The organism is Thalassotalea crassostreae (assembly GCF_001831495.1).
In the GTDB taxonomy this organism is placed as follows: Bacteria; Pseudomonadota; Gammaproteobacteria; order Enterobacterales; family Alteromonadaceae; genus Thalassotalea_A; species Thalassotalea_A crassostreae.
The window spans coordinates 345,916-367,985 of record NZ_CP017689.1; the positions used below are offsets into that span (position 1 = coordinate 345,916).

At 40.0% G+C, this 22,070-nt stretch carries 14 protein-coding genes; 2 read left to right on the plus strand and 12 right to left on the minus strand.

Going from position 1 to position 22,070, the window contains the following annotated elements:
- Positions 1-20: 20 nt before the first annotated feature.
- The 7 genes from LT090_RS01610 to hutC all read right to left on the minus strand — a co-directional run bounded on the left by LT090_RS01610 (position 21) and on the right by hutC (position 9,495).
- A complete protein-coding gene (locus tag LT090_RS01610; protein ID WP_068546955.1) occupies positions 21-1,919 on the minus strand; it encodes a metallophosphoesterase in 1,899 nt (632 codons plus the stop codon).
- A gap of 279 nt (positions 1,920-2,198) precedes the next feature.
- Complete coding sequence (locus tag LT090_RS01615) at positions 2,199-3,143, minus strand: SPFH domain-containing protein (RefSeq protein WP_068546954.1); 945 nt, start codon at positions 3,141-3,143, stop codon at positions 2,199-2,201.
- Positions 3,143-4,057, minus strand: coding sequence for an SPFH domain-containing protein (locus LT090_RS01620; protein ID WP_068546953.1), 915 nt, complete (start codon positions 4,055-4,057; stop codon positions 3,143-3,145). Before LT090_RS01620 ends, LT090_RS01615 begins: the two co-directional genes overlap by 1 nt.
- Positions 4,058-4,138: 81 nt before the next feature.
- On the minus strand, positions 4,139-4,591 hold the full coding sequence (locus LT090_RS01625; RefSeq protein ID WP_068547007.1) for an NfeD family protein: 453 nt from the start codon (positions 4,589-4,591) through the stop codon (positions 4,139-4,141).
- Between the two features lie 644 nt (positions 4,592-5,235).
- Positions 5,236-7,245 carry a urocanate hydratase gene (locus tag LT090_RS01630; RefSeq protein ID WP_068547006.1) on the minus strand — a complete coding sequence of 670 codons (2,010 nt, stop codon included), beginning with the start codon at positions 7,243-7,245 and terminating at the stop codon, positions 5,236-5,238.
- A 29-nt stretch (positions 7,246-7,274) separates the two neighbouring features.
- Positions 7,275-8,777, minus strand: a complete 1,503-nt coding sequence (gene hutH / locus LT090_RS01635) for a histidine ammonia-lyase (protein ID WP_068546952.1) — start codon at positions 8,775-8,777, stop codon at positions 7,275-7,277.
- Between the two features lie 13 nt (positions 8,778-8,790).
- Positions 8,791-9,495, minus strand: coding sequence for a histidine utilization repressor (gene hutC, locus LT090_RS01640; protein ID WP_068546951.1), 705 nt, complete (start codon positions 9,493-9,495; stop codon positions 8,791-8,793).
- 163 nt (positions 9,496-9,658) lie between these two features.
- Between hutC and LT090_RS01645 the strand changes: the two genes are divergently transcribed.
- The gene (locus tag LT090_RS01645; protein ID WP_068546950.1) at positions 9,659-10,816 is read left to right on the plus strand and encodes a pyroglutamyl-peptidase I family protein; all 1,158 of its coding nucleotides are present in this window, start codon (positions 9,659-9,661) and stop codon (positions 10,814-10,816) included.
- A gap of 112 nt (positions 10,817-10,928) precedes the next feature.
- On the opposite strand, the gene LT090_RS01650 is transcribed toward LT090_RS01645, so the two are convergent.
- Genes LT090_RS01650 through bglX form a run of 5 tightly spaced genes read right to left on the minus strand, consistent with a single transcriptional unit; the run spans position 10,929 to position 20,308 of the window.
- Positions 10,929-12,146 (minus strand): sugar MFS transporter, encoded by a 1,218-nt coding sequence (locus tag LT090_RS01650; RefSeq protein ID WP_068546949.1) that lies wholly within the window; start codon positions 12,144-12,146, stop codon positions 10,929-10,931.
- A 49-nt stretch (positions 12,147-12,195) separates the two neighbouring features.
- Positions 12,196-14,736, minus strand: coding sequence for a glycoside hydrolase family 3 protein (locus LT090_RS01655; RefSeq protein WP_068546948.1), 2,541 nt, complete (start codon positions 14,734-14,736; stop codon positions 12,196-12,198).
- 30 nt (positions 14,737-14,766) lie between these two features.
- Positions 14,767-16,221, minus strand: coding sequence for a family 16 glycosylhydrolase (locus LT090_RS16800; RefSeq protein WP_082897213.1), 1,455 nt, complete (start codon positions 16,219-16,221; stop codon positions 14,767-14,769).
- 10 nt (positions 16,222-16,231) lie between these two features.
- Positions 16,232-18,028: a glycoside hydrolase family 3 protein gene (locus LT090_RS01665; protein WP_226996509.1), complete on the minus strand. Its 1,797-nt coding sequence runs from the start codon at positions 18,026-18,028 to the stop codon at positions 16,232-16,234.
- Positions 18,029-18,079: 51 nt separating this feature from the next.
- Positions 18,080-20,308 carry a beta-glucosidase BglX gene (gene bglX / locus LT090_RS01670; protein ID WP_193408713.1) on the minus strand — a complete coding sequence of 743 codons (2,229 nt, stop codon included), beginning with the start codon at positions 20,306-20,308 and terminating at the stop codon, positions 18,080-18,082.
- A 297-nt stretch (positions 20,309-20,605) separates the two neighbouring features.
- On the opposite strand from bglX, the gene LT090_RS01675 reads away from it, so the two are divergent.
- Positions 20,606-22,048: an MFS transporter gene (locus tag LT090_RS01675; protein WP_068546945.1), complete on the plus strand. Its 1,443-nt coding sequence runs from the start codon at positions 20,606-20,608 to the stop codon at positions 22,046-22,048.
- Positions 22,049-22,070 lie beyond the last annotated feature (22 nt).

Consider the following 22,070-nt stretch of genomic DNA (forward strand, 5'->3'; position numbering starts at 1 on the left):
ACACTCTGTATTATTGTTAGCTAAGGAGTCGTAGCGTTTGATAAAATGAAATCTCGGCGTTTTATTATCGCACTAATTTGCGAGTTACTGAGTAAATCATTGAGTTCTTTGTGTAAATTTTCATAACTAAGATCTGACAATTTCTCTCTAAACAAAGAGGATAACTTTAGTTTCGCATTTTTATACATATCTGGTGGCTTCGATGATACGCCAAATGCGATTGAGTGATCGATAAGGTAGAGCATAAAATCTTTTCTAGAAAAGTTTAAATTGGTCTGATTTCTATCGTCGTTGTATATCAATACATCGAATATATAACGAGTAATATATTGTTCTAATTTCGGACAATGGCTTTCGAAGGCAATACCTTTTTCTTCTATTTTTGTTTCACTGATCAAGTCATCTACCCAATATTGTAACAACCCATATTTCCCGTCGACCCTTCTGCGCACCGCAACCGGTACAAGATTTAAGTCTAGCATTCTATCTAGACGAAATGCGGCAATTTCAAATTGATATCTATCGGCTATATATTTTTTGTTAGGATATCTGCCTTTGTCCATACCAGGATCGGAATCGTACGTTTTAAATAGCGCTCGTATTTGTTTACCGTCCTTCGACAAAGTGACTACGTTGGAGTTTGTTACCCCCACACCAATTGGTTTTGATTTAATAACTTCAGCGGTCAATAGAAAACTTTTAATTTCCTCATCTGTCATCGAATTCGAGCCGACGCTGAATTGATTTTCCTCACTGACTATTGGTTCAAAACTGTTAGATTCTGTGGTTTGAATTTTTATTTCATCACCATCGAATATGATTGCAGTGGCATTGCCTTTATAAACTTTCTTTAGCATTCCTGTGTCTGCAAGAATGACTTGTCCTGATAAACGGCTTTTTACTTCTTTATATAACGGTGTGTGACCGACAACGATTCGTTTAGCATCGAGCCGCTTAAGTATGCGCTCTGTATTAAAAGATTCACTATAAGGATGACAATAGACATTTCCTCTGTACCACATTGGACTTTCGTCGGAAAAAGCAAAACTATTTTGCAATTCATATAGACGCACTAGGTCATTGTACCAATCGGGGATCTTATTTTTTGAACTGGATTTATTTTTAACAATGTAGGGTTTTATCGCTTTATTTAAATATTCAACTCTTGTCCAAAAGTCAGTAGTTAAAGCGAGTATTCCTTTGGCTTGCAAAGTTGCGACAAGATCTTGATATTCCCATACGGGTTCCATTATTTTATTGATCTCGTTTAAATCCTTGTCTTGCAAAGTGGAAGACAAGCCACCGTGTACAAAAATTGAATCATTTACTTTAATGACAGGGCGGGCCAAACGAAGCCATTTTCCATATTGCCCATTAGGTGAAAAGGCTGCGACAAAGCCACTGTATCCTGGTGGGTATTGCTGAACGAATTTTACAGCTAACTCTTCGTCACTTAAGTCTGGATAATTAGCTCTATACTGTGCTTCCAAAGCCGTTCTTTGTTGCTTAGTTTCGTCACCTATAAAAGCGGAAAACTCTTCTTTTGATACATATCTGAGATCGCCCGTTGTGACCATTAATTCATGATTACCTAATACTTGCAATACCATGCCACCACTGGTGAGTGCTTGTTGCTGAAGCTTGATTAGTAAATCCATAACTTTACGAGAATCTGCTCCTCGATCGAGCAAGTCGCCTAAGCTAACTAAATAAGTATCGCCGCCTATCCAATCATCATTTTCATTAATTAGTTCTAGCTTCTTCAAAAGGGCATGAAATTCTGCATAAGCACCATGAATATCGCCAATGGCTATGACTTTATTTGATGTTTTATAAGTCGCCGAAAAATCAGTTTTTGCATCCGCTATGCCGATACAAAAGCAGCAAATAAGTAAATGTATGGATACAAGATTTTTCAAACGCAATATTCTTAACACAATAGTCAAATACCCATAGGTTATTCTTTACTTCTTAGCTTAGACAAACTTATAAGGTGTTGCAAATAATGGATTTTTTCGAATTTTTAGTTAGAAGCTTTTTGACTGAATTCGTTATATGAGGAAAGGGAAAAGGAAAGAGAAAAAGAGAGCTACTGTATTTTTCGAATTTAAGAATTTCTACTTTTATTCAAAACTGGTAACTCTCCATAATCGCTCGCAATTTAAACGTCCTATTTAAAATTGCGAGTGAATGATGCGTTAACTCTTATCTGAGTTGAGACCCATGGTTTTCATCCAGTGACCATAATCAAGTAGGTTAGCAGGTAAAATTACTTTGCGGCCTTCTTTGCCTAAACCTTTCATTTGCTCTAAATATTGCTCTGAAAGTTGCATTTCTAAAGCCTTTTGACCGCCATCTTGATTAATTACATTAGCAACTTTCTTAATTGACTCTGCAGTCGCTTTTGCTAAAGATAGAATTTCAGATGCTTTACCTTCTGCGGCGTTAATTCGACGCTGTTTTTCACCTTCTGAAATGTTGATGGTTTCGCGTTTAATACCTTCACTGCGATTAATAACACTTTGTTTATCACCTTCACTTTTCGCTAAGATTGCTCGACGTTCACGTTCGGCATTTACTTGCATTTCCATTGCTAAACGCACGGTTTGTGGTGGCGTTATGTTTTTAATCTCGTAACGGTGAACTCGAATACCCCATGCTTCACCAGCCTTATCTAATACTTCTACAACCTTTGCACTGATCACATCACGCTCTTCAAAGGTTCGGTCTAAATCTAAAGTACCTATGATTGAACGAGTCGTTGTTTGCGCTAGTTGCATTGCGGCAAATCGATAATCAACAATGCCGTAGCTTGATTTAATTGGTTCGATTACCGAGATGTAGATCACACCATCAACTTCTACATTTACTTCATCTTTTGAGAAACACTCTTGCGGTGGAACATCAATGGTTTCTTCTTTTAGATCTTGTATATATGCCACACGGTCAATAAAAGGAAATAGGGCATGGAAACCTGCGTCTAAGGTTTTATGATATTTACCTAAGCGTTCAACCACATAAGCCGATTTCGTTGGCACTAAACAAATTGATTGAAACAATTTAATAATAAAGGTTAAAAATATTGCGCCCCAGATCACGAGGACGGCGATATCGGTCGGATGAAATTCAGAAAAATATTCCATTATTTAGCTCCTTTTGCTGCTGCTGTTACTTTGTCCATGCCTTCGAAAAAGCCTTCAAGTTTGGCGATTTCACTCGGTAAAATAGACACGTCAGCTTTATCTAATATGTTACCTGTTTGCTCGATATACTCTTCCATCAAGCGCATCTTAATAGCATCATCACCACAAGGTTGAGTGGCTGCCTCTGCAATTAAACTAATACCTTGCGCCGTTGCTTCAGCAATAATTTCAATTTCTCTAGCGCGGCCTTCAGCTTCGTTAATTTGTTTTTGTTTGTCACCTTCAGATAAGTTGATTGCCTCTTGGCGCTCACCTTCAGATAAGTTAATCATTGAATCACGAGCAGCATTTGCTAGTGTGATCTCAGCTCGTTTTTGACGCTCCGCTTCCATTTGTTTTTCAAGAGTGTGAATTACATTCAATGATGGTGTGATATTTCGCACTTCATAACGTAATACTTTAATGCCCCATGGATCCGATGCTTTATCGATTTCTCTAACGATGGTTTCGTTTAGCGTATCTCGTTCTGAAAAGGTTTCACTTAAACTTAGTTTACCGATTTCACTTCGCATCGTAGTTTGCGCTAAGTTCACGCTTGCGCGACGGTAATCTTCAATACCGTAACTTGCTTTTGCGCCATCCATCACTTTGATATAAACCAAACCATCAACATCAATTTGGATGTTATCTTTTGAAATACAACTTTGTGCTGGAATGTCGAGTACTTGCTCACGGGTTTCGTGGCGATAGGCAACACGATCAAAAAACGGAATTAAAAAATGTAATCCTGGCTGCATAACAGCGCGGAATTTTCCTAAACGCTCAATTACGCAAACCTCTCGCATTTCGACAATGAGTACCAGTTTAAAAATAATAAACAGTACGATTAATAAAAAAATGGTTAATACAAACATACAACTCTCCTTTGCAGGGGGTAGCAAATACTTGATTTGCTAACGGTCCTTAGTTTTTAGCTTTTTATAATTAGGGTTGGTTTAGTTAATTTTTTCAACTACATAAGATATGTTATCGCGGCAAACAATTGTAGCCTTATCTCCGCGTTTGATTTCACTGCCGTCACCTAAAGCACTCCAGTCAGTGCCTTGAAAATGAATACGGCCTTTTTTATTGCCAGGTCCAATGGTGTCAATGACCTCTACTTCTTTACCGAAAATATCTAACTCTTCATCGGTATTCTCGATACTGCTATCACCGCCGACCAACGATTGACCAACGTTACGAAACGCTAATAACAGCACTATCGATAAAATGAACCAAAGAGTAAATGCATGCATCCAGTTATCGATAATACCGAACTGCAATGTCAGTGCCACAGTAACAGCAGAAGTACCTAGGAATACCACAATGCCACCGGGAATAACTAATTCGGCAAGCATTAAGAAAAAGCCGATTAGGCCCCATGCCATTACACTGTTTGAAAATTCCATAAGTGACTCCTTTTTATCAAGTGATGAATCTTTGATAAACACTTTGATTGTTAATAAGTTGTTAGATACCTTAGCAAATATTTTAGTAAAATGCGACATAATATGTCACAAAGTATTTCTGGTGCGGTTAAAAATTAGCACCAAATTAAACTAAAACAGCCATTTTTATTGGTTTTTTGGGGCGTCAAAAAACTATACATCCTTGTGTTTTTTGCATGTGAAGTTGGGGACATATGGGTAGGCTTCGAATTAAATACCATCCATGGCAATTCGACATACCTCACTTCCTGTGGGGCGTCAAAAAACTATACATCCTTGTGTTTTTTGCATACAAAGTAGAGGACATATGGGTAGGCGTCGAATTAAATACCATCCATGGCAATTCGACATACCCCACTTCCTGTGGGGCGTCAAAAAACTATACATCCTTGTGTTTTTTGCATACAAAGTAGAGGACATATGGGTAGGCGTCGAATTAAATACCATCCATGGCAATTCGACATACCCCACTTCCTGTGGGGCGTCAAAAAACTATACATCCTTGTGTTTTTTGCATACCTAACGTCCTGTTAGGCAAAAACCTGCAGGAGCAGGTTTTTTTATTATTCTAGATTTTTTGGTTGAAATAACCAGCGTGCTTATGATTAAAATAAGTTATCTAAAATGTTGTCTTCAACAAGGTTTGCTAAAGTCACTTTGAGCTTTGGTGTTCTCGCCATTTCACGTTTAATAGCAAAATTAGCTTCTTCATTTCGAGCCCAGCTGCGTCGAGCAATGCCATTGTTCACATCAAATAACAGCATAGACTTTAATCTACGTTCAGCATCGGCGCTACCGTCTAACAGCATACCAAAACCGCCGTTGGTCACTTCACCCCAACCGACACCGCCGCCGTTATGAATTGATACCCACGTAGCACCGCGGAAGCTATCACCAATAACGTTGTGAATTGCCATGTCAGCAGTAAAGCGACTACCATCATAGATGTTAGACGTTTCTCTAAATGGAGAGTCGGTACCACTAACATCGTGATGATCTCGACCTAATACAACTGGACCAATTTCACCGCTATTTATCGCATCGTTAAATGCTTTAGCAATCTCAATTCGACCTTGCGCATCGGCATAAAGAATGCGAGCTTGTGAGCCAACCACTAACTTGTTCTGTTTAGCGTCTTTTATCCAAGTAATGTTGTCTTGCATTTGTTGCTGAATTTCTTCCGGCGACTCTTCCATAATTTTAGTTAAAACACGTGCTGCAATGGCATCTGTCTTATCTAAGTCTTCTGGCTTGCCAGAAGCACATACCCAGCGGAATGGGCCAAAGCCGTAGTCAAAACACATAGGGCCAAGAATATCTTGAACATATGAAGGGTATTTAAAATCAACACCGTTTTCAGCCATAACATCACCGCCGGCGCGAGAGGCCTCTAATAAGAATGCGTTACCGTAATCAAAGAAATAGGTACCACGGGCAGTATGCTTGTTGACGGCATCTGCATGACGTTTCAATGTTTGTTGAACTTTAACTTTGAAAACTTCAGGCTCTTCACGAATTAATCGATTCGACTCTTCATAACTAATATCAACCGGATAGTAACCGCCTGACCAAGGGTTATGCAAAGATGTTTGGTCTGAACCTAAGTGCACAAATATTTTGTGCTCATAGAACGCTTCCCATACATCAACAATATTACCGATGTATGCAATAGACACGACTTCTTCATTTGCTTGTGCTTCATTAACGCGCTTGATTAGTGCGTCCATGTTATCGATAAGCTCATCAACCCAACCTTGCTGGTGACGCTTTATCGCAGCTTTTGGGTTCACTTCGGCACATACAGTAATACAGTTTGCGATATTACCTGCTTTTGGTTGAGCGCCACTCATACCGCCTAAACCAGCGGTTAAGAAGATTTTACCTTTTGAAGATTCGCCTTTGTTTAATACTTTACGGAATGCGTTCATTACCGTAATTGTTGTACCGTGAACAATACCTTGTGGACCGATATACATAAATGAACCGGCGGTCATTTGTCCGTATTGACTCACACCTAAGGCATTAAACTTTTCCCAATCATCTGGTTGCGAATAATTAGGGATCATCATTCCGTTGGTTACAACCACACGTGGCGCATCAACTGATGATGGAAACAGTCCCATAGGGTGACCAGAATATAAGTGTAGAGTTTGATCGCTCTCCATCTCACTTAAATATTTCATTGCTAATAGGTATTGTGCCCAGTTTTGGAACACGGCACCGTTACCACCATAGGTAATAAGTTCTTCAGGGTGCTGTGCTACAGCAGGATCAAGGTTATTATCAACCATCAGCATGATTGCCGCAGCTTGCTCACATTTAGCAGGGTAATTACTTACCGAACGTGCTTTTAAATCGTAGCTAGGTTTAAAACGGTACATGTAAATACGACCAAAATCTTTTAATTCCTGGGCGAATTCTTGGGCAAGTTCTTTATGCCATTCTTTTGGGAAATAGCGTAATGCATTTCTTAAAGCTAGCTGCTTTTCTTCATTATTAAGAATGTCTTTTCGCTTAGGAGCGCGGTTAGCATCTTGCGGGTACGGCTTAGCTGCAGGCAATTCACTCGGAATACCTTGCTTAATCTGTTGCTGAAAATCGTCTAAATTTGTCATTTTGTTTTCCATGATAAAGGCCCCTAAAATTACAGTTCAACGTTTACATCAAACGCTTGTGATTTAACCAGCGCGATAATTGCATCGATATCAGGCTTTAATAATCGGTCTTCTTCAAGTTTGTCGACTTTAGCTCGGATAATCGCAAAGTTCTTTTCGATAATATCTGAACATTTATTTGGTCTTCTAAACTCAATTGCTTGGGCGGCGTACATTAGCTCGATCGCTAAGATTTTATCGACATTGCCCAATATTTGATTAAGCTGTCTACCAGAAATACTACCCATTGATACGTGGTCTTCTTGACCCATAGACGTTGGAACACTGTCTGCAGATGGTGGGAAACACAAAGATTTGTTTTCCGTCACTAATGCTGCGGTAGCATATTGTGGGATCATCATCCCTGAATTTAAGCCACCAGCTTTCGTTAATAATCTAGGTAATCCGTGCAAGCCTTCTAGTAATAAATAACAGCGTCTATCTGAAATGTTACCTAGTTCAGCGGCAGCGATTGACGCGTAATCTAAAACCATCGCTAATGGTTGGCCATGGAAGCTACCACCAGAAATAGCTTCTTCGCTACTGATAACAATTGGGTTATCAGTAACTGAATTCATCTCAATTTCAGCCATTTCCTTTAAGTGGTAATAGGCATTTCTCGATGCGCCATGTACTTGTGGGATGCATCGTAAAGAGTATGGATCTTGCACTCGATCACATTCTTCGTGATCGGCCATGTTTTGTGAATCTTTGAAAAATGCTCTCATCCGTGCGGCAACTTCTAAGTTACCAACAAAAGCACGGGTTTGATGAAGTTCTGCTCTAAATGGCGACTCACTGCCTTGCATACCTTCAATACTCATCGCACCGGTAAGATCTGCTAGGTCTAATAAGTAACGCATTTTAGATAGGGCAGTAATGGCATGAGACAAAATAAACTGCGTACCATTAATTAACGCTAAACCCTCCTTGGCGTGTAAATCCATGATCTCTAGACCATGTTGTTCTAACACTTGACGCGCTGGAACGATATTACCACTTTGCCAGAATTCACCTTCACCAATTAACGGTAAAAATAAATGAGATAGTGGTGCTAAATCACCAGAAGCACCAACTGAACCTTGCTCCGGCACAACAGGGATTAAATCGAGTTCGATAAACTTTAACATGCGCTCAACTACAGCAAGACGAATACCAGAAAAACCGCGACTTAATGCATGAACTTTGGTGATCAACATTAGTTTTGAAATAGATTTTGCAATCGGCTCACCAACACCAACAGCGTGAGTGATAAGTAGATTTTTCTGCAACAAATGAGTTTCTGCAGGAGAGATCTGGGTGTCACAAAGTGGGCCAAAGCCTGTATTGATTCCATATACAGCTTCATCTGAGCTCGCCATTTTTTCTACTCGCTGTCTACTTACGTTGATTTGATCCAATGCTTGTTGGCTAAGTTCTGCTTTAATACTGCCGTCAGCAATGCCGTTGACAATATCAAGGTTTAGGTGGTCAACACCGTATTTAAACGTCATATTGAATTCCAAATTAATTAAATATTGAATGGCCACCGAGGCGATATTTATTACCCGGTGACGTTAAAATAGCTAAACTGACAACACCGGAACGAGACCAGGTGCGGCGTTTAACTTGTAAACAAGGTTGTTGGTTTGATATATCCAACAAAGTAATTATTTTTTGCTCTGCAATAACCGCTTCTATTTCGTGAGTCGCTTCAGTTAAAGGCGCTTCTTTTGATAAAAACTCATGGGGCGTTATTACGGAAAAATCTTGGTTGATGTATTCAGGAGCTAATGCTGCATTCACATAGCGTTGTTCTAATTGAATAGGAGCGCCATCTTGCATATGCAAAATTTTGGAAAAGTAAATCGTGTCACCAATGGCAATATCTAATTCAATTGCTATTGCGGCATCTGCACTGCTTTTTTCAAGAGTGACAGGGACCGCTGAATAGCGATGGCCTGCTTCTTGAACTTCATCGGCAATATTACGAATTTCCAAAAGTGATGATTGTGATTTAAAGCTAGCGACGAAAGTGCCTGAGCCTTTTGAGCGAGATAAAACACCTTCATCGGTCAATTCTTGTAATGCGCGTCTAGCGGTCATTCTCGATACTTCAAATTGTGTCGCCAACTCATTTTCTGATGGAATGCGCTGCTGCTCAAGCCACTCGCCAGATTCTATTTGATTAAAAATATGCTGCTTTATTTGTGTGAACTTCGGTGCTGCCACTGTTTTTTCCTGAATATCTCGGTTATATAAAGTAAGTTGTATATACAAATTTTGAGGTGTAATATCGCATATTTAATTTGTATATACAAGTTGTAATTAAGTGGCTTGTTGATTCTAAATAGATTACTCTTTTGGCTATTGAAAATTAGAACTATGAACACACATGAAAAAAATAATTATTGCAGCCACTCTCTTTGTTTTTCTAAGCGCTGCAAGTGCTAATAGTAACACTTACGTTAACTATGAAGAGCTAAAGCAGAGTGAAGCATTAAAACAAATACCAAAAGTGAGTAAACGCTTTGAACCATTGGCGAGCCAATTTATAACAGCACTACAGCATGCAAAATCTGAAGTGCAACTTGCTGCGATAATTTTGCAATATGGTGATCAACTGTGGCAACAAGCAACGACTGAATTGCAAGATGATAACTACGATGATAGAAGCCTTTATTGGGCACGTCTTTATATGACTCGAAATCTAAGATCGTCGAAGATATTTCATCAGTTAAGTGCAAAGCAGCAAACACGAATATTGTTTGATTTTGAGTTAGCGAGTCGCGGAACTATCGATATTCATTTTACGGCCAAAGCCGATAAAAAAATCTTAATCACTGGTTTTGATCCGTTTTATCTACATCGCAATATTGGACAGTCTAACCCGTCAGGGGTTGCTGCGATGTATTTAGATGGCAAAATTATTGAGCACAAAGGCGTAACAGCTGAGATTCAGTCGTTGATAATCCCCGTGCGTTTTGCTGATTTTGATCAAGGTATGATTGAAACTATGCTCACACCGTATTTTAAATCAGCTGATGTCGATATGATTAGTACCATTAGCATGGGTCGAACTGACTTTGATTTAGAGCGCTTTCCCGGCAAAAGACGCAGTAGTGTTGCGCCAGGAAATCTGGGCGTTTATAGCGGCGCTAATGCTAAAAATCCAATTGTTCCATTTTTAAATGGGGAAAAACTTCAAGGCCCAGAATTTGTCGAATTTAGTTTACCTGTGACTGAAATGCTGAAAGCAACAGGCAAATATAAAATTAATGATAACCACAAAGTACAAACGCTAGAGAAAGATTGGTTTGAAGCGAAATCATTGGCAGAGCTAGAGCAGCAAACATCGGTCAATGGTGGCGGTGGCGGCTATCTATCTAATGAAATTTCTTATCGCAGTATTTTATTACGAAATCGTTATAACCCAACATTGCCGGTCGGTCATATTCATACACCGAGAATAAAAGATTGGGATAAAGAGGTAGTAAAAGAAATTGTTATCCAGATAGAGAAAATGTTAACTCTTTCAGTCAATGCTATTTAATCATAGTTTCATATAAACGAGTGCCATGTTAAATGGTGGCATTAGCCAAAAAGAAAAATCCAACGCTATTAAAAACGCTGGATTTTTTTATGCTCAGATATCTGCAATAAGGTTACTTAACCTGGTAGCCTTTGGCACCGTAGTACAGTAGGTATAGATAACAAACGGCAGGTAAAATAAAAGCTAATTGTACACCGATAGCATCAGCAAGTGCACCTTGCATCAACGGAATAATCGCGCCGCCGACAATAGCAACACACAATAATCCTGAACCTTTTCCGGTTAGGATACCAAGCTTGTTAATTGCTAAACTAAAAATGGTAGGGAACATAATTGAGTTACATAGGCCGACCGCTAAAATGGCATACATCGCTACGTAACCTGACGTAAATATCGTAATTAGAATCAATACAACAGCAGCCACACTGTTAAACATCAATACTTTATTGGCAGCGACTCGCATCATAATACCAGCACCAATAAATCGACCAACCATAGCACCCCCCCAATAATAGGCGACAATATGAGCGGCTTCTGATTCTTCTAATCCGGCAATTGATGGGTCGGCGAAAAAGTTAACTAAGAAGCTACCAATTGATACTTCCGCACCAACATAAATAAAGATAGCAATCACCCCTAGAACAAGATGCTTTTGCTTGATTAAATCGGCAAAACTCGCATGACTACTGTCATCGGAATCGCCAATTTTCGGCAGTTTAATTACGCTAAATATTAATGCCAAAATAAACAATACAGCCGCAAGAAATAAGTACGGGCCTTGCACTGCCGCAGCTTTTTCAGACAGATCGTTAACCGCTTCTGCACCGACAGACAGAATGAAGATAGCACCAAAAATAGGCGCAACAGTCGTACCTAAAGAATTAAAGGCTTGGGTTAGAGTCAATCGACTCGATGCTGTTTCTACTTTACCTAAGCGACTCACGTATGGGTTGGCAGAAACCTGCAATATGGTGATACCACTTGCTAATACAAATAACGCCCCTAAAAATAAACCATAGGTTTGTATACTAGCCGCTGGATAAAATAAAGCACAACCAATGCCTGCAACCGTTAAACCAACCACAATTCCTCGCTGATATCCGACAGCCCTGACGAGGCTACCAGCAGGATAAGACATAAGCGCATAAGCACCAAAAAACGCTAGGTTAACCGCCATAGCTTGAAAGTAGCTTAAGTCGAACAACCCTTTCAAGTGAGGGATAAGAATGTCGTTTAAGCTCGTTATGAAACCCCAGATAAAAAATAAAGACGTTAGTATTATTAATGGTGTTTGATAATTTGTATTTTTTTCTACGTTATTGTTAGTCATCGATTATTTCAAAATTGTTAATCTGTAGAGCTCAGCACACAGTTGTCTGTTAATCATTACATTGCACTTGCGCTGTTGATGATTGACTTTTATTTAATGTTATATTGCTAAATTTAAGCGTTGCTTTGCTGTTACTCGTTAAAGCAAATGGACTCAATATTTGTGATACTTGTTCTGGGTTGTTGACTAGACAATTCAAATTAATGGCTACGTTCGTCCATTGATTGAATTCTAAGTTATCAATTATTGGTTTTAATTCGACAGTTTTATTGCAGCCTTGCTCACATACTACATTTAATTTGAGCGATTGAGACGGTTTTTGTTGAACCAATATATCAAACGACAAGTGTGCATCTGCAGAGTAATAATCACGTAGATCTTCAGGGAAACCATTGCCGGATTGAATAATGAAAGACGCAGTTTCTGTACCTAGGAAATCTAACTGAAAAGAATCTTCTTGAACATTTCTATCAGCAGTTCGGTAGCGAATACCGTTCAATGCTTGAGAATTACTGTTGATATCTATTGATTGTGCATCTGATTTTAGTGCCATTTCCCAAGGATTAAATAATTTTCCTGAGAATATAGCAAGCTCAGTATTGTTATTATCATCATTGGCAACGGTCTCATCTAAATTGTTTGCGAGTAACACATTGTCAGAATAAGTTAAGCCATAGCCATATTCAAATAATGGCGCGTAGTCTTTATCAAAGCGGTTAATATCGGTTTGAATTGCAGTTTCAGGCCATGAAAAAGAAAGTTTGCCACTAAAATCATGGTTTACCTTGTCATCTTTGGTTCTAAGGAGCACTTCGGCAATACCTTCACCTTGGGTACCTGGTAGCCATGCGACAACAAATGCATCACTAGCGTTTAGCTCAGGGTTTACCCACATTGGGCGGCCAGTAATGAATACAGCAACTACCGGAATATCTTGGTCCTTCAGTTGGTTTAACAAACGAGCGTCTTTCTTATTACCGCGTTGAAAGTCTAAATTACTGATGTCGCCGTTACCTTCTGCGTATGGTTCTTCGCCAAAAACAACAATCGCGACATCAGGTTTATCAGTGAAACTACCATCAACGCTCAATGTTGCAGTACCGCCAGCTTGCTCTACGCTATTCTTAATACCTGCAAAAATAGAAGTAGCACCTGGAAAATCAGCATTGCTATTTCCTGTACCTTGCCAGGTAACACTCCAACCACCAGATTGCTTACCAATGTTATCCGCTCCGTCACCAGCAACGAGAATATTAAGCGATGGTGAAAGTGGCAATAATCCACTGTTATTTTTTAATAACACTAGAGATTCACGCACTGCTTGACGAGCAACATCTCGATGTTTTGCCGCACCAATAAGCTCTTTTTTACCGGAGATTTCTCTTTTTGCAGGGCTTGGTTTATCAAACAATCCAGCTCTTAGCTTCACTCGCAATATCCGACTAACAGCGTCATCAACTCTAGCCATTGGAATTTCGCCGCTATTGATTTGGGCAATCGTATTTTCATACAGAGGCTTCCATGACTCGGTAGGAGCCATAAAAATATCTAAACCAGCATTAATCGCTTTTGGGCAACTTTCGTTGCTACAACCTGCCACTTGACCATGACCATTCCAATCACCAACAACAAAACCATCAAACCCCATTTTTGTCTTAAGTACATCGGTCAATAGATATTTACTGCCATGAACTTTCTCGCCATTCCAGCTGTTGAATGATGCCATAACAGATTGAGAACCGGCTTTTAAACCACCCACATAGCCTTGCGCGTGAATATCAAAAAGTTCTTGTTCTGAGCTAATATTATTGCCTTGATCATCGCCATCAACGGTGCCGCCGTCACCTATAAAGTGCTTGATAGTGCTAATAACGCGGTCATCGCCTAAGAAATTTTTATTGGCATGGCCTTGTAAACCTTTAACGATTGCTGCGGAGTATTCGCGAACAATCTCTGGATCTTCCGAATAGCCTTCATAAGTTCGGCCCCAGCGATCATCTCTAACTACTGCTACGGTTGGTGCAAAAACCCAGTCTATGCCGGTAACCATTACTTCAGTTGCTGTTATGTGCGCTATTTCTTCTATTAATTGCGGATTATTGGCGGCGCCTAAACCGATATTATGAGGAAATAGTGTCGCACCGATCACATTATTATGTCCGTGTACAGCATCCGTTCCCCACATCGTTGGAATAGATGAACCATCAATAGAGCTATCAATTGAGGCTTGGTACATTTTCTCGGCTAACATAACCCAATCATCGACACTTGCGTGTTTATTGTCGTTTGGAAATGCACCGCCACCATTTAAGTACGAACCAAATCCATATTTTCGCATATCTTCTATGGTGATATCTCTGATCTCTGGTTGGATCATTTGCGCTACTTTTTGTTGCACAGTCATGGTAGCTAAGATTTCACTTATTTGTGCTTCAATCTTGGCATCTGTTTTTACTTCTATATCTAGCTTGGGCCAGATATCTTGCTTATTCTCGCTACAAGAGAACAGAGAAATTGAAATAGCGGAGGCAACCAAAATAGAAGCAATTGATTTACCGTGATTGTGAACTGAGAGAGTTGTATTTTTCATAATATGCAAATTTATTGAGCTAGAAAGCCATTAGAGTTTTAAAATTCTGTTTTTATTTAATAACAACAGACCAGCAGAAAGGAGTAACATAAATGATAGACTACCACTGCTGCTTCCGCTGTTATTGTTTTCATTAACAGTATTGTCAGTACTTTCAACTGAGTCATCGCTTTGTGAGGCCGGTATAATGACAGAAACTGCTGTGGTATCTGTCAAGTTGCCATCTGATACTTCTAATTGAAAGACTAAAGTTTCTTCGTTATTTACTTCAGGCGCCTTGAAGGTTGGCGAAACACTAGTGTGATTTAGTAATTCAACATTCGTACCAGATGCTTGTTGCCAAGCATAAAACAGTACGTCGTTTTCAGGATCTGTTGATCCATCAGCTGATAATTGTACATTTTTGCCTGGTATTATTTCGTCACTAGCTACGCTTGCCGCAGCCACGGGTGCTTCATTTGGTCGATCTGCTATTACACAGCCGTCAGCGTCAACGTTACTATTTGCTGGCGTGTTTGGGCAGTTATCAGCGTCGTCCTCAACACCATCGTTATCTTGGTCATTGGAAATTTCATCTTCTTCATTAAGCGTTAAAGACTCATCACAGTATGTAGCGCTGTTAGTTGAATCTTTTTGACAGTGCGCTACATAATCAACCTCCATCGTTGCCATGGTTAAATTAGGGTCAATTGAACCGCCTAGGTTACCACCCATCGCTACGTTGATTAATACAAACATTGGTTCTTTGTATTGTGCACAGGCGCTTATGTCTTGCGATGTGACTAGAATGTCATCAATGAAAAATTTGACGCTGTTTTCGTCCCATTCCATAGCATATCGATGCCATTGCAACACATCACTTGCACCACCTGGGTAGTTATATCTTACCTCGCTACCACAGCTATTGGTGTTGAAAAAATTAGTAATGTAAGTATTCGGAACGTTCGAAAACCATTCCCAAATATCAATTTCACCGGCACCTGGAGTCGGCCAGTGACTAAAGTCATTGTCGTTTTTCTTAGGATGTTCTGCAATTCGATTTTCTAATGCCCAAAACGCTGGCCAAGTGCCGCCTTCTAAATTATTAAACTTGATCCTAGCTTCGATACGACCATATAAAAACTCTGCTTTATCTTTACTGTTCAATCGGCCGGAAGTCCAGCTTTTAGCTGCTCCGCCAAGTCCCGGACAATTAATCTGTTGTTTACGAGCAATGATTTTTAGAACGCCATTTTCAACATGATAATTTTTGTTAGCGCTGCTGTCGTCATTGGTATAACACTGAACTTCGTTGTTATAGTTCGCTTGTATCTGAGCGGTCCAGTTATCCCAGTTAACTGAATCACCATCAAATCTATCAATCCACTCAAGTGACCAACCAGCGGTTGCAGATGTTGTAGCTATTGCTACGATAGAAAGACTTAACGCCGTTTTCTGTACGAGTGCTTTAGTTGTTGTTATTAAGTTAAATGGATTAAACATCATTGCTCCGGAATTAATTTTTATATTGCAAACCAAAGCCATATTCGAACAATGGCTTGATTTTATTTGATGGACTATATTGATTCGATTTGTAGGTCGGTAAATTTTCATCACGTTGTGGCCAAGGAAAAGATAGTTTTCCTTGAAAATCATGTGTGCCAAATAGCACATCACTAACTCCTTGGCCTTCAGAGCCAGGAAGCCAAGCGGCTATAAATGCGGCCGAGGCACTTAATTCACTTTCAATTATCAATGGTCGACCGGAAATTAATACGGTGATCACCGGTACGTTATTATCAGTGAGGTGCTTAATAGTTTGATAGTCTTCTGGATGCAAATCAGCCAAAGTTAGCGTTTTTCCATAGGGTTTTATGATATTTAGCTCACCATTAACCATCGAACCAGATTGGATTAAAAGGTCGTTACCATTGCGGATGTCTCCCATGCCTTCGGCATAAGAGTGCTCACCGATTACAACGACAGCGGCATCAAACATTGAATAGTCGTTCTCGTTTTCAACATCTTTTATATGTTTAGCGTTCGCTGCAATCTTACTGATCCCTTGCCAAATTGACGTGCCATTTTTTATCAATTCGTTACCCGTAACACCTTGCCAGTCTATGGTGAATCCACCGCATTGATGACCAAGATTATCGGCATTCTTACCGGTCACCAAAATGCGACTTGATTTATTTAGAGGTAAAATATTGTCTTTATTTTTCAGTAATACTAACGATTTTCTTACTGCTTCTCGCGCGATTTCGCGGTGCTCATTACTACCAAAACTTTGATTATTTGACATTTTTCGCAGTGTTGGGCGAACTTTATCAAACAACCCATAGTGTACTTTAACGCTCAGAATTCTTTTTACCGCATCATCAATTCGATCCATCTCAACGGTGCCAAGTTCGACATGACTGTGCAAATGTTCGATAAATTCTTTCCAATTATTCGGTAGCATGAACATGTCAATGCCAGCGTTGACACTAATCCCAATGGATTGGTAAATATCATTGGAAAGGTAATCGATTGCCTCCATGTCAGACAACACAAATCCGTTGAATTTTAGTTTCGTTTTCAGCATGTCGGTAATGAGAAATTTGTGACCGTGACATTTATCACCATTCCAACTGCTAAAAGATGCCATGACTGTCATAGCACCAGACTTTATCGCTTGCTTAAAAGGAGCAACATGGGTGCTTTCTAAGCTCGGCCAGTCTAATATGGTATCGCCTTGGTCAATACCATGGATAGTGCCACCATCACCGACCCAATGTTTAATACCTGCGATAATACCTTGGTGAGGAAAATCAAATTGCATTTCTTCAATAATATTAGTGGTGTAGCGATTCACGATTTCAGGGGTGTGGGAAAAGCTTTCGTAAGTTCGACCCCAATGATAGTTTTGTGCCAAGGCGACATTGGGAGCAAATACCCAATCTATACCGCAGGCCATAACCTCTTTAGTTGTTACCTTTGAAACTTTTTTAATCAGCTCAGAGTCACGTGCTGCGCCTAGGCCAATATTGTGGGGAAATATTGTTGCACCACTGATATTATTATTGCCATGAACGGCATCGACACCATACAGAATGGGAATGGACAAATGTTCGTCATCGGATTCAACAGAAGCGCACCAATAAGAATCAATCATCTCCAGCCAATCGCTTGGCGTATTATTTTTAGGGCTAGAACCGGCGCCGCTTAAAACTGAACCTAAATGATATTTTTTTACTTCTTCAGCAGTACAGGTTGCACGCTCAACCTGCAGCATCTGACCTATTTTTTGAGCAAGTGTCATTTTGCTCATAAGGTTTTCTACCTTAGCTAGGGTCGATTTTGAAGGCGTAAATTTGGTCATTTAGTTATTCGCTAGCAAATGAAAGTCAGCGCATAAAGAGGCATTACTATCGCCGCCAACCCACAATTGAAACTTGCCAGGCTCAGCATTTAATTTCATATCTCTATCGTAAAAAGTAAGGTCTTGAGCACAAAGTTCAAAACTCACTTGCTTAGATTCGCCTGCTAATAAATGAACTCTTTTAAAGCGTTTTAGCTCTTTTACAGGTCTAGTGACGCTGCCAACCAAATCGCGTATATAGAGTTGTGCAATTTCATCACTTGCGACGTCACCAATATTGGTTAATTGACAGGTAATTGTTAACGTCTGATTGAAATTAATTTCAGCAGCACTTAGCTCCAAATCGGTATAACTAAACTTGCTGTATGACAAGCCAAAACCAAATGGAAATTGCGGTGTGAAATGGGTGTCTAAGTGACTTGCTGACATGCCAAGAGACGTTTGAGGTGCGCGCATTGGAATATCATTCATATGCACATAGCTATCGTCGCTCACTGGCCGACCACCATGTTTTTGTGCATAGTAAAGTGGAATTTGACCGACGGTTCTTGGAAACGTAACCGGTAATTTACCGCTTGGTACTGCGTTGCCAAATAGTAAGTCAGCAATAGCCGGGCCGCCCATTGAACCCGGGTGCCACGCATAAAGTATGCTATCTACTTTTTCGATTACTTTGGCTAATGTTAGCGGTCGTCCTGCCATGATCACGGCGATAATAGGAGTTCCTGTTTTAGCAAGTTCATCGATTAAGTATTGTTGCTTGCCGGGTAAATCAATATTGGAGCGGCAATGCGCTTCGCCAGATAAAATGGCTTCTTCACCGACAAATAACACTGCTACATCTGATTTTGCCGCTAATGCTACGGCGTCATTTATCTGTTCTATATTGTCTGTTCTGGTATTGTCTAATGCTTTAGCATAGTTCACTAAAACATCGTCACCGACATGTTTTTTAATCGCTTGCAAACATGTTTGGCTATGCTGCTCTTCACCATCAAAAACCCAAGTGCCCAATTGTTCATAACCATCATCAGCAAGTGGACCAATAACAGCCAATGAATTTATATTAGCTGTCGATAATGGCAAGGTGTTATTGTGATTTTGCAAAAGCACACAACTTTTTATCGCCGCATCTTTAGCCGAGTTCAAATGCTGTTCATTAACAATGTTTGGCAATTGCTCAGCGCAAGTATAAGGATTTTCAAAAAGACCTAATTGGTATTTCAAAGTAAGTATACGGGCGACCATTTGATCAATGTGGGCAATATCAATTTTACCTTCAGCAATTAACGATTCACTATGATCGCGATAGGTAGGGCTTGCCATTTCCATATCAATGCCAGCATCGATGGCCATTAATGCCGCTTGCTTGTCATCTTCGGTAAAGCCATGTGTGGAAAGTTGCTTGATTGAATCCCAATCACTTACTAATAGTCCGTTGTAGTCCCATTCATCACGTAAGATATCGTTCATCAGCCACTTGTTACCAGAAGCTGGGACGCCATTTAGATCACTAAACGCAGCCATGAATGTTGCTACACCAGCCTCAGCAGCAGCTTTAAATGGCGGTAAGTAAACATTGCGTAATTCATTTTCAGGAATGTTCACCGTATGGTAATCTCGGCCACTTTCGCTAGCACCGTAACCGGCAAAGTGTTTAGCACAAGAAGCAATAGAGCCTAGTTCGTTTAGTTTATTACCTTGAAAGCCTTTGACCATGGCAGTGCCGAGAGTAGAACAAAGATAAGGGTCCTCGCCAAGGCTTTCTGCGATGCGTCCCCAACGAGGGTCACGACTGATGTCTATCATGGGGGCGAATGTCCAATTGATGCCAACTGTTGACGCCTCTAAAGCCGCTATTCTTGCACCTTGCTCTATGACATCTGGTGACCAACTTGCCGCTTGACCAAGTGGAATCGGAAATATGGTTTTGAAACCGTGTATAACATCACGGCCAATTAATAATGGGATGCCTAATCGGCTTTCTTTTGTCGCAATTCGTTGTAGTTCATTAACGGTAGTTACATCAACTTCATTAATAACAGAGCCTATTTTTCCATCACGTATTGCTGCAGCAAAGTCGTCAGGAATCGATCCTTCTGCGCCATTTACTTGACTCATTTGACCGATTTTTTCACTAATTGTCATTTGTGCTAACAGCTGCGAAACCACTAAATCATAGTTAGCGCTATGTTGTTGTTTTGATTTTGCACAACTTACAGCAGACATTATTTAACCTATTAAAAATCTTTTTATGAGCTTAAGAATAAGAGTAAGACTGAGAGAAACAATCCAAATAAGACCAAATGGACTGAGTGTGAGATGACTCGGCAATTTCAGCGTTTTCGGGCTTAAATAATAGTCAGCGGGGCTTTAAAAACATGGGATGACCAACTCACCGTTTAATTTTCCCTATCTCACCGTTTTTCACTTGTTTTACAACTTCTTATAGATATGGTCACAGTAACCAATAATTTAATGTCTTCGGCAGTGTCGATGTATCAATGAAAATAATAAGAGAGCGATATGACAACCAACACCCATTATCAAACAGCGCCAGAAGACAGAATTTCGATCGTACAAAAGTTTATTTATGGTCTTGGAGCACTTACCAATAACCTTTTAGGCGCAGCAATTGGCACCATGTTAATCGTGTTAAATCTGGGCTTAGGTATGAATCCTGCGCTTGTTGGCTTGCTTGCATCATTACCCCGTTTAACCGACGCCATCACTGATCCTTTAATGGGCTATATTTCTGACCGTACAAAATCAAGATGGGGTCGACGCAGACCTTATATCTTTGGCGGCGCGATTGTCGCGGGGATCATTTTCACGTTGCTGTGGCAGCTGCCAACGGGTCAAAGTGAATCTTTTGTGTTTTGGTATTTTCTCATTGGCTCAGTGATTTTTTATCTTGCCTATACTGTCTACGCAACTCCTTGGGTTGCTCTAGGTTATGAACTAACACCTGATTACCATGAACGTACAAGAGTAATGGCAGTACAAAACTTCATGGGCCAATTTGCATGGTTAATCGCGCCTTGGTTCTTGTGGTTTATGCAGTCAGAAACATTCTTTGATGACATGGTTTCTGGTGCTGGTTGGTTAGCATTGTTAATTGGTATTTTCACTATCTGTGTTGGTATTTTACCGGCGATATTCTTAACTGAACGAAATAACAATAAACAATCGACAGTTGCCAACACCACACCGAATACCGAACAAAAACCAGCAGGCATTAAAGATTTTTTCCGTGGCTTTGCCATTACCTTGAAATTTAAACCATTCCTTTATTTATGTGCAGCAACCTTTTTGGTATTCAATGGTTTTATGTTGGTATCGTCTTTTCAAACTTACGTCATTATTTACTACGTGTTTGGTGGCGATCAGTCCCTCGGCGCTGAATATGCTGGTTGGTCTGGAACCGTATCGGCAATCGCAACATTTTGCGTAATATTTATCTCCAGTAAGCTTTCTACCATGTACGGTAAGCGCAAAGCATTCTTTATCACTACAGGCATTTCAATCCTTGGTTTTGCTCTCAAGTGGTTCTGTTACACCCCTGAACAACCGTTATTGATGTTGATTCCGCCAGTGCTAATTGCCTTTGGTTTAGGCGGTCTATTTACGTTAATGCCATCTATGGTTGCTGATGTTTGTGATTATGATGAATTGAAGACTAACCAACGCAGAGAAGGGATGTTCGGTTCGATTTACTGGTGGGTAGTTAAATTGGGTATGGCATTAGCGCTAGCCGCAGGTGGTTTCTTATTAAATGCTACAGGCTTTGATGTTGCTCTTGCGGAGCAGCAAACAGAACAAGCAATATTCTTAATGCGTTTATTTGACGTAGTGTTCCCAATGTTAGCTTCAGCACTGGCAATTTTCTTAGTTATGAAATACCCAATTGATGAAGAATTTGCTCACGATGTTCGAACTGAACTTGAACAACGTCGTGGCAGTAATTAAAAAATTAGTTAAACCAAATAAA

Bases quoted from the DNA above. Each gene is read 5' to 3' on its own strand.
- LT090_RS01650 (WP_068546949.1), bottom strand. From the start codon at position 12,146: ATGACTAACAATAACGTAGAAAAAAATACAAATTATCAAACACCATTA.
- LT090_RS01665 (WP_226996509.1), bottom strand. From the start codon at position 18,028: ATGAGCAAAATGACACTTGCTCAAAAAATAGGTCAGATGCTGCAGGTT.
- LT090_RS01645 (WP_068546950.1), top strand. From the start codon at position 9,659: ATGAAAAAAATAATTATTGCAGCCACTCTCTTTGTTTTTCTAAGCGCT.
- bglX (WP_193408713.1), bottom strand. From the start codon at position 20,308: ATGTCTGCTGTAAGTTGTGCAAAATCAAAACAACAACATAGCGCTAAC.
- LT090_RS01675 (WP_068546945.1), top strand. From the start codon at position 20,606: ATGACAACCAACACCCATTATCAAACAGCGCCAGAAGACAGAATTTCG.
- LT090_RS01615 (WP_068546954.1), bottom strand. From the start codon at position 3,143: ATGGAATATTTTTCTGAATTTCATCCGACCGATATCGCCGTCCTCGTG.
- LT090_RS01655 (WP_068546948.1), bottom strand. From the start codon at position 14,736: ATGAAAAATACAACTCTCTCAGTTCACAATCACGGTAAATCAATTGCT.
- hutH (WP_068546952.1), bottom strand. From the start codon at position 8,777: ATGACGTTTAAATACGGTGTTGACCACCTAAACCTTGATATTGTCAAC.
- LT090_RS01625 (WP_068547007.1), bottom strand. From the start codon at position 4,591: ATGGAATTTTCAAACAGTGTAATGGCATGGGGCCTAATCGGCTTTTTC.
- LT090_RS01630 (WP_068547006.1), bottom strand. From the start codon at position 7,245: ATGACAAATTTAGACGATTTTCAGCAACAGATTAAGCAAGGTATTCCG.
- LT090_RS16800 (WP_082897213.1), bottom strand. From the start codon at position 16,221: ATGATGTTTAATCCATTTAACTTAATAACAACAACTAAAGCACTCGTA.
- LT090_RS01620 (WP_068546953.1), bottom strand. From the start codon at position 4,057: ATGTTTGTATTAACCATTTTTTTATTAATCGTACTGTTTATTATTTTT.